Below are 15,658 nucleotides of genomic sequence, written 5' to 3' on the forward strand. Positions count from 1 at the left end.
CGCGCCCCCTGCCCTTCACACTGTCCGCACCCGCCGCGAGGTTCCACGGCTCACTCGATCGGCCTAGCGGTCGCGCACCCGGTACCCGCCGGTGAGCACCGCCAGCTCCGGCGCGGGCGCCACGCACTTCGGCAGCTTGTCCGCATCCACCGGCCCGGTCGTGCCGACCCTGGCGGCCTCGCCAGGCCCGCCGCTGTGCAGGCTGAAGCCCATGCGCTTGCCGCGCCAGTCCGCGATCTCCGGGGCGGTGTCGGTCACGATGATCGACACGGTGGCCGAGCGGCCGCCCGCGGTGACGCAGTCCACCGGGCCGGTGGCCCACAGCTGGACCTTGTTCGCGGCGAAGTAGTGCGTGATCCGGGCCGTGCCCCAGGAACGCACCGGGTCCCGCATGCCGGGCTTGCGCAGGGCGTGGGCGTCCACGATGAAGCGGACGTCGTCTTCGCGGGTGATGTAGTCGAGGCGGGCGGCGCCGGTCACGCTCGCGTGGGTGAGGCCGGGGTCCGCCGGTGTGGCCTGGGCCGGGCCGGCGGTCAGCGCGACAGCCGTTGCCGCAACGGAAAGGACCAGCGCGCCGGTTCTTCTGCTCATGTTCTCTCCCTGCAACGGTGGGCCGGGTCGCCCACGCCGCAACGATCTCCGGTGCGGGCGACCCGGTGCCTCCCGCGTGTGGGGGAGCCGGGCCATCGCGCGGGGGAGCGCTGGAACTGTTCGACTGTTCGATCCGACTACCTGGGGAGATCCTCCCTTCCACGATTAAGGAAGCCGGATGACCAACCTGCTCAGCGCCCGGCGCGAGACCCGGCCCGTCGGCCAGTCCCGCTCGGCGCGTCCCCTGCTGCTGCGCCTGCACTTCTACGCCGGAATCCTCATCGGCCCGTTCCTGCTCGTGGCCGCCCTGACCGGACTGCTCTACGTGTTCACCCCGCAGCTGGAACGCGCGGTCTACGAGCACGAACTCTTCGTCACCCCAACCGGTTCGCCCCAGTCACTCGAGGAGCAGATCGCCGCCGCGAAACTGGCCCTGCCCGAGGCGACCCTGGTGCGGGTCCGGCCGGGCGCCACCGAGACCGACAGCACCCAGATGATCTTCAGCCGGGCCGATCTCGCGCCCAGCCACTGGCTCACCGCCTACGTCGACCCCTACACCGCCCAGGTGCGCGGCACCCTGGAGACCTACGGCTCCAGCCAGGCCACCCCGGTGCGCACCTGGATCGACGAGCTGCACCGCGGCCTGCACCTGGGCGATGTCGGCCGGTTGTACAGCGAGCTGGCGGCCAGCTGGCTGTGGCTGGTGGTGCTCGGCGGCCTGGTGCTGTGGTGGCAACGACAACGCGGCCGCCGCAGGCGGATGGTGCTGGTGGACCGGCGGATCCGGGGCAGGCGCGGGCTGTTGTCCTGGCACGCGGTGCTGGGCACCTGGATCGCGCTGGTGCTGCTGTTCCTGTCGGTGACCGGGCTGACCTGGTCGCAGTACGGCGGGGAGAGCATCACCGAGCTGCGCAAGGCGTTGTCCTGGCAGACGCCCACGCTGTCCACCAGCCTGTCCGAGCACTCCGCGCACGGGGCGCACCAGCAGCACAGCGGGCACACCGGACCGGACGCGGGACCGGACCGGGTGCTGGCCGCGGCCCGTCAGTCCGGTTTGGACGGTCCGGTGGAGATCACCCTGCCTTCCGGCGCGGGCAAGGCCTACCTGGTCAAGCAGATCAAGGGCAGCTGGCCGCAGAAGCAGGACGCCGCGGCCGTCGACCCGGCCAGCGCGCGGGTGGTGGAGACCCTGCGGTTCCAGGACTTCCCGTTGGGCGCCAAGCTGGCCAGGTGGGGCATCGACGGGCACATGGGCGTGCTCTTCGGCCTGCCCAACCAGATCCTGCTGGCCGTGGTGTGCCTGGTGCTGATCGCGATGATCCTGTGGGGCTACCGGATGTGGTGGCACCGCAGGCCGACCAGGGACCGCTTCGCGCTGGGCCGCCCGTTCCCGCGCGGCGGCTGGCGGGCCCTGCACCCAGTGGCGCTGGCCGCGATGGTGCTCGGCGGCGGGGTGCTGGCCTGGCAGTTGCCGGTGTTCGGGGTGTCCCTGCTGGGCTTCCTCGCGGTGGACCTGCTGCTGGCCTTCAGGCGCTCTCGGCGATCTCCGGCACCGGGCGGACGGTGACCACCTCGCCGGAGGAGTTGACGTAGAGGGTGCCGTACCCGTGCCGCCACCCGGCGAGGCGTTCCACCACCGCGGCCGCGCAGGCGCGGGCCTGTTCCTGGTCGGCGCAGCGGTACAGCTCGTGGAAGTCACCACTGATCGGCACCCCGGTCAGCCGGATCCGCACGCTGTAGCGGCCGCCGACGTGGAAGACCTCCTCGATGCCGACCGCGGCGACCTGGTCGGCCCGCACCAGCCACTCGCCGGTGCGGATCCACAGTGTCGTCAGGTTGTCGTTCATACCTTTGTGGTGGGTCGCCGGGGACGAGGTGAAACCGGCCGCGCGTCGCACAACTCGACCGTGGCCGGGCTTCACCCGGACCACCGCGACCGGCCGCGCCCTGCCTAGGTAACGGCGCTTTTGTGTCCGATCACAACCCGATCCGGGGAACTCTGGAAAATTCGCCACCCCGGCTCCAGCGTGCTGCCTCCACCATATGAGGAGTTCATTTGGCGTGTTGACCCGGAGGTTCGAATGCGGATGCGTGGACGGTTCGCGGCTGGTCTGGCGATGACGGCGGCCGCGATGCTGATGGGGCCGGCCGCGCAGGCGGATTCGCTGGAGTACGTGGCCATGGGGGACTCGGCGGCGGCCGGACCGCTGATCCCGCACCAGAACATCAACCTGCTGTGCCTGCGCTCGGACCGCAACTACCCGGCGGTGGCGGCCAGGGAACTGGGCGCGAGCCTGCGCGATGTGTCCTGTTCCGGCGCGGTCACCGCGGATTTCGCCGGTAAGCGGTTCGGGTTCATTCCGGCGCAGTTCGACGCGCTGCGGCCGAGCACCGATTTGGTCTCGGTCACCATCGGCGCCAACGACTCCGGCTTGTTCCAGCAGGCGCTGAGTTGCCTCAACCTGTTGCCGGAGCCCGCCGGACTCTCCTGCGCCGACCGGCTCACCGCCGGTGGCAAGGACCAGCTCGCCGCCGCGGTGGACGCCTGGGCGCCGAAGTTCGGCGCGGCCCTCGACGAGATCCGCAAGCGGGCACCCAAGGCCAAGATCCTGGTCACCGGCTACGGCACCTACATCCGGCCCGAGGGCTGCCACCCGGTGCAGCCGGTGTGGGCCAAGGACGGGCGCTACCTGCAGAGCGTGATGAACCGGATCAGCGCGGCCGCCCGCACCCAGGCCCAGCAGCGCGGCGCCACCTACGTCGACTTCGCCGCGATCACCGTGGGCCACGACATCTGCGCCGCCCCGGCCCAGCGCTACCTGGAGGGCCTGATCCCGACCAGCCCGGCCGCGCCGCTGCACCCCAACGCCCGCGGCATGGCCGCCTTCGGCAAGGCCGTCGCGGCAGCGGCCCGCTGATGGGCCGCCGGAGCTGGACGCTGACCGCGCTGGTCGGCGCGCTGCTGGCCGCCCTGGCCGGACCAGCGGCGGCCGCACGGGAGCTGCCGGTGGCCTACCACTCCCCGCTCGCGGTCGCCGCCTCGTTGGCGCACCCGGGTTCCGCGCCGCCCGGGGCGAACGACTGGTCCTGCCGCAGTGCCACCCGGCCGCGTCCGGTGGTGCTGCTGCACGGCACGCACGTGAACATGCGGATCAACTGGCACACCCTGTCCCCGCTGCTGAAGAACAACGGGTACTGCGTGTTCGCGCTCAACTACGGCGGCCTGCACGCCGGGCAGATCGGTGGCACCGGGGACATCCCGGCCTCGGCGGGCGAGCTGGAGTCCTTTGTGGACCGGGTGCTGGCCGCCACCGGCGCGGCCGAGGTGGACTTCGTCGGGCACTCCCTCGGCGGCACCCTGGCCCAGTACTACGTGAAGTTCCACGGCGGCGCGGCCAAGACACACAACGTGATCGGCCTCGCGCCGACCAGCCACGGCTCCTCCGCGCTGGGCCTGGACGAGTGGATCAGGACCGTGCTGCGGGTGCTGCCCGGACTGGCGAGGTTCGTCAACAAGGCCGATCCCGCCGCACTGCAACAACTTCGCGGCTCGGAGTTCATCAAGCGGCTGAACTCCTCGCCGGACACCGTGCCCGGGGTTCGCTACACCACCATCGCCAGCCGCCACGACGCGGTGGTGACCCCGTACGAGTCCCAGTTCCTGCACGGCCCCGGCTCGACCAACATCCTGGTGCAAGAGCTGTGCCGCAACGACTTCGGCGAGCACCTGGCGCTGGCCTTCGACCACGTGGCGCTGCGCGAGGTGCTCAACGCGCTCGACCCGGCCACCGCGCGGCGGCCGGACTGCTCGCGGCCGGTGTGGCCGATCATCGGCGGGTAGCCGCCCGCGCGGCCAGCGCGGCCCGGATCAGGCCGATGTCCCTGGTGCTGGTGGCGTCCAGGCCGGTCAGCTCGTAGATCTTGCGCAGCCGGTAGTCCACCGTGTTGGGGTGCACGTGCAGCTCGCCTGCCGCCGCCCGCCTGCCACCGGCGCGCAGGAACACCTCCAGGGTCTGCACCAGCTCCTCGTTGGCGGACAACGGTTTCAGCACCGCGGCGAGCTGGTCCAGGGCGGGACTGGGCCGGGAGAGCTGGTACTCCAGCAGCAGGTCTTCCAGGCGGTAGACCCCTGGCGGGCGGCCGAAGCGGACAGCCACCTCCAGCACCTCCCTGGCCACCGCGGCGGCCTCGGCGACCCCGGCCGGTTCGGCGGCCACCACCCCCGCGGTGATCTCCGCGCCCGCGGCCTGGCTCAGCTCGGCCACCACCCGGTGCAGCCAGGTCCAGTCGCGGGCGGTCAGCTCCTCGCGGGAGGCAGGGCTGGGCAGCAGCACGGTGCCGCCCTCGGGGGTCAGCGCGGAGAGCACCGGGCCGCGCAGCTGCCGGTCCAGCTCGGCCCGCAGCCGCCGCAGCTTGCGCCGGGCGGCGATGGTCGGGTCGACGCCGGGGCCGCTCTCGTCGGGGTGCGCGGCCACCGCGATGGTGAGCACCAGGTAGCAGGGCGGCAGCCGCACCCCGGCCTGGTCCGCGGCCGCCTCGGCGGCGGTGCCGGTGAGCAGCGCGGAGAGCAGGGTGTGCCGGGCGGTGTGGTCGTCGTCGAAGGCGGTCTGCCGGGCGTCCAGGTAGCCCGCGCCGACCGCGGGGGTGACCAGCTCCAGGTAGCGCAGGGCGAGGTCGTTGACGGTCATCACGTCCGCGATCTCCGCCGGCCGGGCGTCCGGGCGCAGCGAGTCCCACATGACCTGCACGCCGATGTGGTACGCGGTGAGCACCACGTCCACCGGGATGCCCTCCTCGGCGCGGCGAGCCGCGGACTCGCGCAGGAAGCCCAGCTCGGCGCGGGTGGGCAGCTTCCGGGTGCGCAGGAGGGCGATGAAGGAGCGCAGGGTCTGCTCGATGACCTGGTGGATGTCCCCGGCCAGCTCCTCCTCGGGCAGCAGGCCGTAGGCGGGCACCCTGGCGGTGACCTCGGCCAGCACCCGTCCGACCAGCTCGGGCAGGGACTCGGTGAAGCGCTCGTGCAGTGGCCGACCGCCCACCACCAGGTCAGGCGCTTTGTTATCCGTCACAACGAGCCGCGCCAATCTCTGGGACAACACCCATGTCGCCTCCGACCGTTCGTGATTCATCATGACATTGCCGTCACTCAGAGTCGAGGGAGCACGGAATGCGCGAGTTCACCGCCGCCCCGCGGTATCCGGTTCCAGCCCACGGCGGAGTGGTGGAGCTGGTCTACGGCAACGCCGCCGCCGAACCCGGCCGGGAGGCATTTCGCCGCAAGGTCGACGGGCGCTGGGTCCCGGTCACCGCGGGGGAGTTCGCCGAGCAGGTGACCGCGGTGGCCAGGGGTTTGCTGGCCAGCGGCATCGCCGCCGGGGACCGGGTCGGCCTGCTGTCGGCCACCCGGTACGAGTGGACGCTGCTGGACTTCGCGCTGTGGGCGGTGGGCGCGGTGCCGGTGCCCGTCTACGTCACCTCCTCCGCCGAGCAGATCCAGTGGATCCTGGCCGACTCCGGCGCGGCGGCGGTGCTGGTGGAGACCGCCGAGCACGAGGCCGTGGTCAACGGCCTGCGCCCGGAGCTGCCGGAGCTGGGCTGCCTGTGGCGGATCGAGCCCGATGCCACCACGCCGGGCGCGGTGGCCGAGCTGGTCGCCGCGGGGGAGCGGGTGGCGGCAACCGAGGTGGTCCGGCGGCGGCGCCTGGTCGACCCGGCGGACGTCGCGACGATCATCTACACCTCCGGCACCACCGGCCGCCCCAAGGGCTGCGTGCTCACCCACGCCAACTGCTTCGCCGAGGCCGGCGGCGCCTTCGAGCTGCTGCGCCCGATGTTCGAGGGCGTAGCGGGGGAGGGCGCCTCGACCCTGTTGTTCCTGCCGCTGGCGCACGTCTTCGGCCGGATGGTGCAGCTGGGCGCGGTGCTCTCCGGCGCGGTCCTGGGCCACAGTGGCGACATCAAGACCCTGCTGCCCGACCTGGCCGCGTTCCGGCCGACCTTCGTGCTGTCCGTGCCGTATGTGCTGGAGAAGGTCTACAACACCGCCGCGCACAAGGCGCACGCCGCGGGCCGGGGCCGCCTGTTCGACACCGCGGTGGCCACCGCCATCGCCTACTCCGAAGCGGAGAAACCCGGTCTGGGCCTGAGAATCCGGCACGCGCTGTTCGACCGGCTGGTCTACCGCAAGCTGCGTGCCGCGTTCGGCGGCCGCTGCCGGTACGCGATCTCCGGCGGCGCCCCGCTCGGCGCGCGGCTGACCCACTTCTACCGCGGCATCGGCCTGACCGTGTTCGAGGGCTACGGCCTCACCGAGACCACCGCGGCCGCCACCCTCAACTCCCTGGACGCCTACCGGCCCGGCACGGTCGGCCGCCCGGTGCCCGGCACCTCCATCCGGATCAGCGAGGACGGCGAGGTGCTCATCAAGGGCGGCGTGGTCTTCCCCGGCTACTGGCACGACGAAACCGCCACCGCACAGGCGTTCCCGGCCCAGGACTGGTTCGCCACCGGCGACCTCGGCGAGCTGGACGAGGACGGTTTCCTGCGGATCACCGGGCGCAAGAAGGAGATCCTGGTGACCAGCGGCGGCAAGAACGTCGCGCCCGCGGTGATCGAGGACCGGATCACCGCGCACCCGCTGATCGCGCACGCCGTGGTCGTCGGCGACGCGCAGAAGTACATCGCCGCCCTGATCACCATCGACCAGGAGCACTTCCCGCAGTGGAAGACCCGTGCGGGCAAACCGGAAACCGCCACCGTGGCCGAGCTCGCGGATGACCCCGACCTGCGCGCGGAGGTCCAGCAGGCCATCGACTCCGGCAACCAGGCCGTCTCCACCGCGGAGTCGGTGCGCCGGTTCCGGGTGCTGCCCGCGGAGTTCACCCCGGAGACCGGCCACCTCACCCCGTCGCTGAAGCTGCGCCGCGCGGTGATCATGCAGGACTTCGCCGAGGACGTGGCGGGCCTGTACGCCTAGGCTGGCCGGGTGTCGCCCTACTGGAACACCAATGTCGCCCGGCATCCGGACATCCTGCGCGCGGTCCCCGAGGGTTGCCGCCAGGCCCTGGACGTCGGCTGTGGCGACGGGCTGCTCGCCCGGAAACTGACCGGCAGGGCCGAGCGGGTCACCGGAGTGGACAGCTCACCGAGGATGATCGCGCTGGCCCGCGAGCTCTCCGGCGGCCACCCGGATCTCGACTTCATCGAGGGCGACTTCCTTGCGGCGGAACTTCCGTTGGCGGGCTACGACTTCATCTGCTCGGTGGCCACCGTCCACCACGTGGATCTGACGCAGGCCCTCATCCGGCTGCGCGACCTGCTGTGCCCCGGCGGCACCCTGGTCGTGGTCGCACTCGCCCGCTCGGTGACCCCGGCCGAGCGGGCGTTCGCGGTCGCGGCCACCCCGGTGGTGTGGACGGTGAAGCGACTTCGCCGCGCGCACGGCCCGGACGGCATGCCGGGCGCACAGCCAACCTTGAGCTACGGGCAGGTGCGGGCCACCGCGCAACGGCTGCTGCCCGGCGTGCGCTACCGCAGGCACCTGCTCCGCCGGTACTCCCTGGTGTGGACCAAACCCGCGGTCACTCCCGCACCGCCGACCGGATGATCTCGACCGCCTCGGCCACCCGGTCGGCGTCCGTGCGGTGGCTGAGCACGCACAGCCGCAGCAGGAACCGGCCGTCCAACCGGGTGCTGGACAGGAAGACCCGTTGGGTGGCGTTGATCCGGGCGAGCAACCGCTGGTTGTCCGCATCCGATCCGTGCCGCAGCGCGAAAACGTTCACCGTCAGGTCCGGGCGCACCGGAACGTCCACTTCGGACAGTGCGGACAGCTCGCGGTGCACCAGCTCGGCCAGGTCCAGCTTCTCCGTCAGCGCGCGGCGGAACGCGCCAGCTCCGTGCAGGTGCAGCGGCAGCCACAGCCGCAGGCCGCGGAACTCCCTGGTCAGCTCGGGGCCGAGGTCGCAGAAGTCCGGCGGCCACGGGTCACGCTGGAGGTCCTGGAGGTAGCTGGCCTCGACCGTGTGCGCGGCGCGCAGCGCGGCCGGGTCGCGGACCAGCAGGACGCCGGTGCCGTAGGGCAGGAACATCGCCTTGTGCGGGTCGAAGGTGATGGAGTCGGCCAGCTCGATGCCGCGCAGGCGTTCCCGGCCGCGTGCGGTGAGCTGGAAGCCGCCGCCGTAGGCCGCGTCGACGTGGAACCACAGGCCGTGCCGCCCGGCCAGCGCGGCCAGCTCCGGCAGCGGGTCGATGGTGCCGGTGCTGGTGCTGCCCGCGGTGCCTGCCAGCAGGAACGGCCGGTGGCCCGCGGCGAGGTCGGCGCGGACCATCTCCTCGGCGGCGGCCGGGTCCATCCGGTGCTCGGCGGTCACCGGCACCACCCGCACCTGCTCGGCGCGCAGCCCGGCGATCAGCGCGGCCTTGGCCACGCTGAGGTGGGTGTGCTCGGTGACGTAGAGCGTGCCCCGCTCGTGCCCGGGACCGAGCCGGTCGTGCCGGGCCGCGACCAGCGCGGACAGGGTGGCCGGCGACCCGCCGGTGGTGATCAGTCCGCCCGCGGCGGCGGGCAGGCCGAACTCCCGGCACAGCCACTGGAGCACGCTGTCCTCCAGCGCGACCAGGTCCGGCGCCATCGAGCTGACCCCGGTGAACCGGTTGACCACGGTGGCCAGGAACTCGCCGATCGCCGCGGAAACCAGTCCGCCAGCGGGGAAGTAGGCCAGGTAGCCCGGTCCGGCGGTCTCCACCGCGTTGGCCGCCGCGGTGCGGAAGACCGACAGCAGCTCGGCGAACTCACCCGGTTCCTCGGCCGGTGGGTCGAACGGTTTTGGCTCCGTCGTGGCCGAGGCGGGCGCCGAGGGCAGTCCGGCGAGGAACTCGGTGGTCAGATCGCCGGTGGCGGTCAGCATCGCGGCCAGCTCCGCGGGGCAGGGGTCCCAAGACATGGGCGCACCCTAGGAACCGCGTGGCGGCCCGGTCTTGTACGTTATTGCGCCCGGCCGCGCAGGTAGCCGCCCGGCGCGACCCCGACGATCCGCCGGAAGTGCCGGGACAGGTGCGCCTGGTCGACAAACCCGACCTCGGCGGCGGTCTCGGCCGGTCGGCTGCCCGCCTCCAGCAACGCCCGGCTGCGCCGCACCCGTTCCTGGTTGAGGTAGGCGTGCGGCGGCAGGCCGAACCGCTCGCGGAACCCGCGCAGCAGCGCGAACCGCCCCAGGCCGACCTCGGCGGCCAGCTCGTCCAGGCTCGGCGGCCGGGCCATCCGCGCCAGCAGCACCTGCCGCGCCCGCTCCAGCCCGCGCAGGTCCGCCCGGACCGGCGACTGCTCCCGCGGCTGAGTGCCCCGCCGCTGCCAGAACAGCTGGATCGCCTGGTACAGCAGGGTTTCCGAGCTGAGGTGGGCCTCGTGCTCGGCGGCCCGGTGCGCGGCCAGCAGCGCCCCGGCGATGTCCCGGTCGTAGCTGGGATCGCGCTGGAAGGCCGGGGTGCCGGTGGGGCCGCCGAGCTCCCGCACGACCGCCGACACCAGCTCGACCGAGGGGTAGAGCACGCGGTAGGCCCAGCCCTGCTCGTCGGCGGCCTGTCCGCTGTGCACCTCGCCGGGGTGCACGCACACGCTGCCGCCCGCGCCGATCACCAGCGCGCCGGCGCCCGCGTGCAGCACCTCGGCGCCGCGCCGCACCACGCCGATGGCGTAGGTGTCGTGGCTGTGCCGGGTGAAGGCGTGCCTGCGGTACCGGGCGGCCAGCAGGTCCAGCCCGGGCACGCTCGGATGCCGCCAGTACCGCGCGGGCTCGGCCGTCGCCACCCCGCCACCGTACGTCGCCCGGCAGGGCTTTGTTAGGTGTCGTTGAGCTGGGGGCGTCCACCCCGTGAGCGGCCCAGCGGGTGATCAGCCGGTGCCGCGCGGCAAGGTGGCGGCCTCAGGCCGCCGGCGTCGATGTCCTCGACGAGGGTGGGGCCGGTCGGCATCCAGCCGAGCAGGCGTTGCGTCGCCGTGCTGGTCGCGGCCAGGTCCATGCCGAAGAACCCGCCGATCCAGCCGAAGTGGCCCGCGACGTCGTCGGGCGCGATCGAGGCGACAGGCAGGTCCAGCGCCCGGCCGAGCGCCTCGGCGATCTCGCGGGTCGGCACGCCCTCCTCGGCGACCGCGTGGACCCGCGCACCGGCCGGGGCCTTGGCCAGTGCGCGGGCGACGAGCCGCGCGGCGTCGGAGCGGTGGACGGCGGCCCAGCGGTTGGTGCCGTCACCCGGGTAGCCGGAGACGCCGCGCTCCCGCGCGACCGCGGCGATGGTGGAGATGAACCCGCGGTCGAAGGCGCCGTGGACGGTCGGTGAGAACCGCAGGCTGACCGTGTGGACCCCGCGCTCGACGAACCCGAGCGCGAGGTTCTCGGAGCCACCCCGCATCGTGTCGGGGCCGTGGTGCGGAGACGGGTCGTCCTCGGTGGCCGGGCGGCCGCTGACCAGTCCGGCGACCCCCGACGCGAGCAGGAATGGGCGGTTGCTTCCGGCGAGCGCCTCCCCGATGGTCTGCACGGCGGCCCGTTCGGCCGCGTCCGGCGCGGCCGGGGTTGACCGATCGTTGTTCGCGAAGTGCAGCACTGCATCGGCGGCCTCCGCGCCACGACGGAGACCGGGGAGGTCCTCCAGATCGCCGCGCTGCACGCGAATGCCCTTGGCCTCCAGCGCCGACGCCGCCGCGTCGGACCGGGCGAGGGCGGTGACGGCGTGGCCGTCGGCGAGCAGCTCGTCGACGGCGGCGGAGCCGATCCAGCCGGATGCCCCGGTGACGAATACCTGCATGATGGGTTCCTTCCCCGTGATGTCAGTGACTGATGTCGGTCACTGACATCACTGTACACGCGAAGTCAGTCGCTGCCATCACATACACTTGGCGTCATGGCCCGATGGCAGCCCGGCACGAGCGCGCGACTGCAGTCCGCGGCCTTCGAGCTGTTCGCCAGTCGCGGCTACGAGCAGACGACGGCCGCCGAGATCGCCCGATCCGTCGGTCTCACCGAGAGAACCTTCTTCCGCCACTTCAGCGACAAGCGCGAGGTGATCTTCAGCGGGCAGGAGCAGCTGACCGAGGCGATCCTCGGTGGCATCGCGGCTGCGCCGGAAGGCGCGACGCCGATGGAGCTGATCGCCACCGCCCTGGAATCGGCGGCCGGGTTCTTCCCCGGCGACCGTCGCGAAGACTCCCGGCTGCGGCAGTCGGTGATCGACCAGAACCCGGCCCTGCAGGAGCGGGAGCGGCACAAGATGTCGGTGCTGGCGTCGACGATCGCCGAGGCGCTGCGCGCACGGGGCGTCGCGGAACCGGCGGCGACTCTGGCCGGGCAGTCGGCAGGCATGGTGTTCGGCATCGCGTTCGCCCAGTGGATCCGCGAGGGCGAGGAGCGCTCGCTCGCGGAGATCGAGCTGGAACTGTTGGCCGAGCTGCGCGGGCTGACCGGGGTGCCGCCCGCTCGCCCGGTCGCCCGGTGATCGACTGGCCACTGCCACACCTGCCGGCAACCCGTTCCGGCCGGCACGCACCAGGGCAACGACACCTGACAAAGCCCTACTAGGGTCCTGCGGCATGACGGTGATGACGTTGGCGATCCAGGAGCGCGCCGAGTTCGCCGACTTCCTGGACACCCTGACCCCCGAGCAGTGGGCCGCGCAGACCCTGTGCTCCGGCTGGACCACCCGCGAGCTGGTCGCGCACGTGATCAGCTACGACGACGCCGGCTTCGCGGGCTCCTTCCGGCGGCTGGCCCGCGGCCGGTTCTCCCTGGCCCGGACCAACCAGCTCGGCGTGACCGAGTACTCGGTCAACAGCCCGGCGGAACTGGTCGGCCTGCTGCGCACCCATCGGCGGCCGCGCGGGCTGACCGCGGCCTTCGGCGGCATGATCGCGCTGGTGGACGGGCTGATCCACCAGCAGGACATCCGCCGCCCGCTCGGCCTGCCCCGCGAGATCCCGGCCGAGCGGCTGCGCACCGCGCTGCGGCTGGCGCTGCTGGCACCGCCGCTCGGCGCCTTCAGCCGGGTCCGCGGTCTTCGCCTGGTGGCTGCTGACCTGGACTTCACCCGGGGGTCCGGGCCTGAGGTGCGCGGACCGGGTGAGGCGCTGCTGATGGCCGTGTCCGGGCGGGGGCACGCGCTCGACGAGCTGTCCGGTCCCGGGGTGCCGCTGCTGGCCCAGCGGGTCTGACCGCGCGGCTACTGCTGAGCGGGCTGCTTGCGGACGTCCGCCGGGGTGCCGCCGGTCAGCTGCACCAGCTCGGTGAAGGTAGTGGCGAACAGGGTGTGCCTGGCCCCGCCACCGGCCCACAGCTCCGGGTAGCCGGCCAGTGCGGCGTCGATCAGCGTGGGCAGCGGGGCGGGGTGGCCGATCGGGGCGACCCCGCCCACCGGCTGGCCGGTGGCCGCCAGCACCACCTCGGGGTCGGCCCGCCTGAGCTTGGCCACGCCGAGCTCCGCGGCGGCCTTGCGCAGGTCGACCCGGTTCGCGCCGCTGCTGACGATCAGCACCGGTCCCCGGTCGCCGGTGAAGATGAGGCTGTTGGCCACCGCGCCCACCGGGCAGCCGACCAGTGCCGCGGCGGCCGCGGCGGTGGGCACGTCCTCGGGCAGGGTGACGATCTTGATCTCCCGCGCCAGCACGCTCAACGCGGTCTCCACCCTGCGCACGGCCTCCTGCATGACAACCCCTTCCGTTCGCCGCGGAGGTTAGTGTCGCCGGACCGGTCGGTGGAACCGAGTTTCGCCGGATCCACTGTGGAGCGCGCGTTAGCCGAGTGTCAGGCGGTGTTCTTAGGGTCTGGGCGATGAGCAGCACGGAGGATCGGCCGCCGCGGCCGATCGCGCGCGGGGACGTGGTGGCGGCCTACTCGGAGCACCTTGGCGAGTGGACCGCCGCCCAGATCACCCGGGTGGAGCGGGCCACCCGGACCGTCGCGGTCCTGGAGCTGGACTGGTCCGGCCCGGAGCCCTGCTCAGTGGCCGACCTGGGGCCGGAGCTCAAGCCGGCCACCATGACGCCGTCGCCACCGCTGGGGGCGAGGCAGCTGGTGCACAGCCGGTTGCCGTGGGTGCTGCCGCGCAGTCACAAGGTGATCGGCTCGACCGCGGTGCTGCCGGCCGGGCCGGTGGTCAACGAGTGTCCGATGTGGACACTCGGGCTGGACCTGGGGCGGCGCAGGCACGGCGCGCACTGGCCCTACCAGGACAGCTGGGTCAACTGCCTGGCCGAGGACCTGGCGCCGATGCTCGACGGCGAACCCGACCCGGTGGTGCGGGAGCTGACCGTCGGGGAGATCGAGGAGCTGGACTGCGCCCGGCTGGTCACCCGGTTTCCGTTGCTCACCAGCCTGATCCTGGTCGGCGACCTGGGCAGGCTGGTCCACCCGGCCAGCCTGAACCGGCTGCGTTCACTGCGCCACCTGACCATCACCGACCTGTCCGGGCCGACCGCGGCCGACCGCCTGCTGCCCGGCGAGCTGTCCGCGCTGGAATGGCTGTCCCTGGACCGGGTGCCGATCGACTACGCCGAGGCCGTGGCCGCGGCCTGGCAGGGCGAGGTGCGGCACGGGGTCGACCTGCGCATCGGCCGGGCCATGGCGCCGGAGTGGTTCGCGGCCAACCGGGACAACCCGTTGCGGGACTGGGAAGGCCGCGCCGAGCTCGACCAGTACACCTACCAGCGCTGCCTGGTCCAGTACCGGTCCACCAGGGAGGCGGTGCTGGCCGCGCTGGCCGACCAGGCCGGGACGGACCGGCTGACCGAGCTCGGGCAGGCCTACGGCGCGGCCTTCCGCAGGCTGGACAACGGGATCGGGTTCATCGGCTACGAGGAGACCGGCGTGCTGTGGGAGTCGCTCAACCGGGTGGTCGAGGAGGCCGCGGCGGGGGCGGACCTGAGCGAGGTCAAGCGGGTGCTGTGGGACGGACTGCGGTCCGGACTGCGGGGTGAACCATCAGAGTCTTGACCGGCCCCGCGGTGAGGAAATCGTGGTGAGCAGGGCGGATCCGCCGCCGCGTTCAGAGCTTTGACCGTCGCCTCCAGGGAACTGACCGGTGTCGTTGACGGGGCGCGCCGCCGCTGGTGAGCCTGGGCTTGGACCATTCCCTGCTTGTGGTTCGAGAGGACGACAACGATGGCAAGACTGCGCAGGACGGCGGCCGCCTTGGCGGCACTGCTCGCGGTGGGCCTGACCCCGCCCGCGGCCGCCGAACCCGCCGCCGCGGCAGAACCCGCGGTGGCACAGGCGATGCTGACCGAACGGGCCACCACCGCGACCGGACTGGCCGCCCAGGGCCGGAGCGTCGAGGTCGACGTGCGGCGGCGTGACGGCGACTGGGTGTTCGGCTCCGGCGTGCTCACCGCGCCCCCGGTGCACGGGGCCGCGCCGGATGCCTGGCTGTTCCTGGGCCGGCGCACCGGGAACGGCTGGCAGATCGCACTCGACACCGGAGCCGGGTTCGCCGCACTGGCCGCCCGCGCCCCGGAGTCCGTGCTGTCATTGGGAGAAAAGGAGACCTTCGCGGCCAACGCGCACAACGCCGCCGCGCCCACCGGCCTCGCCCTGCCCTATCCGACCGGGGTCTCCTGGACGATGATCGGCGGCCCGCACGGCTGGAGCGGCCAGCCGCGGCCGTGGAGCTCGGTGGACCTCAACGGCGGCGACCGGCGCGTGCTGGCCGGGCAGAGCGGGCGGGCGTACTGGATGTGCCGCAACGGCGGGCACATCCGGATCATCCACGACAACGGCTGGACCACCGAGTACTACCACCTGCTCGATGAGATCAAGCCCGACGGCGCGCCGATCAAGCTCGGCGACTACCTGGGCCTGACCAGCACCCGCATCCCCTGCGGCGGCTCGGCGGGCAGCAACCACGTGCACTACGCGGTGAAGAAGGGCACCGCGTGGACCGCGCTCAACGGCCTGACCATCGGCGGCTGGACCTTCCGCGAGGGCAGCCGCGCCTACAGCGGCTACGCCACCCATCAGACGGTGCGGCGCAACGTCGGGCAGCAGCTGACCAACTACGGCCCCGACGACCCCGGCTGAGC

The 15,658-nt window shown here is 72.8% G+C and carries 16 protein-coding genes; 9 read left to right on the forward strand and 7 right to left on the reverse strand.

Annotation, left to right across the window (positions count from 1 at the left end; genetic code table 11):
- Nucleotides 1-63: 63 nt before the first annotated feature.
- A complete protein-coding gene (locus tag N8J89_RS18090) occupies nt 64-591 on the reverse strand; it encodes a hypothetical protein (protein WP_283665534.1) in 528 nt (175 codons plus the stop codon).
- 178 nt (nt 592-769) lie between these two features.
- Here N8J89_RS18090 and N8J89_RS18095 point away from each other — a divergent pair, with 178 nt between their 5' ends.
- A complete protein-coding gene (locus tag N8J89_RS18095; protein ID WP_283665535.1) occupies nt 770-2,158 on the forward strand; it encodes a PepSY-associated TM helix domain-containing protein in 1,389 nt (462 codons plus the stop codon).
- Here the strand turns inward: N8J89_RS18095 and N8J89_RS18100 are convergent.
- Nucleotides 2,118-2,438, reverse strand: coding sequence for a hypothetical protein (locus N8J89_RS18100; protein ID WP_283665536.1), 321 nt, complete (start codon nt 2,436-2,438; stop codon nt 2,118-2,120). The two genes, N8J89_RS18095 and N8J89_RS18100, sit on opposite strands and share 41 nt — an antisense overlap.
- A gap of 240 nt (nt 2,439-2,678) precedes the next feature.
- Here N8J89_RS18100 and N8J89_RS18105 point away from each other — a divergent pair, with 240 nt between their 5' ends.
- Entirely contained in the window at nt 2,679-3,509 is an 831-nt protein-coding gene (locus N8J89_RS18105; RefSeq protein ID WP_283665537.1) for an SGNH/GDSL hydrolase family protein, read from the forward strand.
- Nucleotides 3,509-4,432 carry an esterase/lipase family protein gene (locus N8J89_RS18110; RefSeq protein WP_283665538.1) on the forward strand — a complete coding sequence of 308 codons (924 nt, stop codon included), beginning with the start codon at nt 3,509-3,511 and terminating at the stop codon, nt 4,430-4,432. The genes N8J89_RS18105 and N8J89_RS18110 overlap by 1 nt, the downstream gene beginning before the upstream one ends.
- On the opposite strand, the gene N8J89_RS18115 is transcribed toward N8J89_RS18110, so the two are convergent.
- Nucleotides 4,419-5,660 (reverse strand): PucR family transcriptional regulator, encoded by a 1,242-nt coding sequence (locus N8J89_RS18115; protein WP_283665539.1) that lies wholly within the window; start codon nt 5,658-5,660, stop codon nt 4,419-4,421. The two genes, N8J89_RS18110 and N8J89_RS18115, sit on opposite strands and share 14 nt — an antisense overlap.
- A 98-nt stretch (nt 5,661-5,758) precedes the next feature.
- On the opposite strand from N8J89_RS18115, the gene N8J89_RS18120 reads away from it, so the two are divergent.
- The gene (locus N8J89_RS18120) at nt 5,759-7,567 is read left to right on the forward strand and encodes an AMP-dependent synthetase/ligase (protein ID WP_283665540.1); all 1,809 of its coding nucleotides are present in this window, start codon (nt 5,759-5,761) and stop codon (nt 7,565-7,567) included.
- Nucleotides 7,568-7,576: 9 nt separating this feature from the next.
- Nucleotides 7,577-8,197, forward strand: coding sequence for a class I SAM-dependent methyltransferase (locus tag N8J89_RS18125; RefSeq protein ID WP_283665541.1), 621 nt, complete (start codon nt 7,577-7,579; stop codon nt 8,195-8,197).
- Here the strand turns inward: N8J89_RS18125 and N8J89_RS18130 are convergent.
- Genes N8J89_RS18130 through N8J89_RS18140 form a run of 3 tightly spaced genes read right to left on the reverse strand, consistent with a single transcriptional unit; the run spans nt 8,172 to nt 11,397 of the window.
- Nucleotides 8,172-9,536: a pyridoxal phosphate-dependent decarboxylase family protein gene (locus tag N8J89_RS18130; RefSeq protein WP_283665542.1), complete on the reverse strand. Its 1,365-nt coding sequence runs from the start codon at nt 9,534-9,536 to the stop codon at nt 8,172-8,174. The genes N8J89_RS18125 and N8J89_RS18130 overlap by 26 nt on opposite strands.
- A gap of 41 nt (nt 9,537-9,577) precedes the next feature.
- A complete protein-coding gene (locus N8J89_RS18135; RefSeq protein WP_283665543.1) occupies nt 9,578-10,399 on the reverse strand; it encodes an AraC family transcriptional regulator in 822 nt (273 codons plus the stop codon).
- A 32-nt stretch (nt 10,400-10,431) separates the two neighbouring features.
- Nucleotides 10,432-11,397 carry an SDR family oxidoreductase gene (locus N8J89_RS18140; RefSeq protein WP_283665544.1) on the reverse strand — a complete coding sequence of 322 codons (966 nt, stop codon included), beginning with the start codon at nt 11,395-11,397 and terminating at the stop codon, nt 10,432-10,434.
- A gap of 96 nt (nt 11,398-11,493) precedes the next feature.
- Between N8J89_RS18140 and N8J89_RS18145 the strand changes: the two genes are divergently transcribed.
- Both N8J89_RS18145 and N8J89_RS18150 read left to right on the forward strand, forming a co-directional pair.
- The gene (locus tag N8J89_RS18145) at nt 11,494-12,084 is read left to right on the forward strand and encodes a TetR/AcrR family transcriptional regulator (protein ID WP_283665545.1); all 591 of its coding nucleotides are present in this window, start codon (nt 11,494-11,496) and stop codon (nt 12,082-12,084) included.
- Between the two features lie 94 nt (nt 12,085-12,178).
- Entirely contained in the window at nt 12,179-12,796 is a 618-nt protein-coding gene (locus N8J89_RS18150; RefSeq protein ID WP_283665546.1) for a maleylpyruvate isomerase family mycothiol-dependent enzyme, read from the forward strand.
- 8 nt (nt 12,797-12,804) lie between these two features.
- On the opposite strand, the gene N8J89_RS18155 is transcribed toward N8J89_RS18150, so the two are convergent.
- A complete protein-coding gene (locus tag N8J89_RS18155) occupies nt 12,805-13,287 on the reverse strand; it encodes a YbaK/EbsC family protein (RefSeq protein WP_283665547.1) in 483 nt (160 codons plus the stop codon).
- A gap of 125 nt (nt 13,288-13,412) precedes the next feature.
- On the opposite strand from N8J89_RS18155, the gene N8J89_RS18160 reads away from it, so the two are divergent.
- Nucleotides 13,413-14,573: a hypothetical protein gene (locus N8J89_RS18160; RefSeq protein ID WP_283665548.1), complete on the forward strand. Its 1,161-nt coding sequence runs from the start codon at nt 13,413-13,415 to the stop codon at nt 14,571-14,573.
- A gap of 168 nt (nt 14,574-14,741) precedes the next feature.
- Nucleotides 14,742-15,656, forward strand: coding sequence for a M23 family metallopeptidase (locus N8J89_RS18165; RefSeq protein WP_283665549.1), 915 nt, complete (start codon nt 14,742-14,744; stop codon nt 15,654-15,656).
- Nucleotides 15,657-15,658: the final 2 nt, after the last annotated feature.

The organism is Crossiella sp. CA-258035, assembly GCF_030064675.1.
In the GTDB taxonomy this organism is placed as follows: domain Bacteria; phylum Actinomycetota; class Actinomycetes; order Mycobacteriales; family Pseudonocardiaceae; genus Crossiella.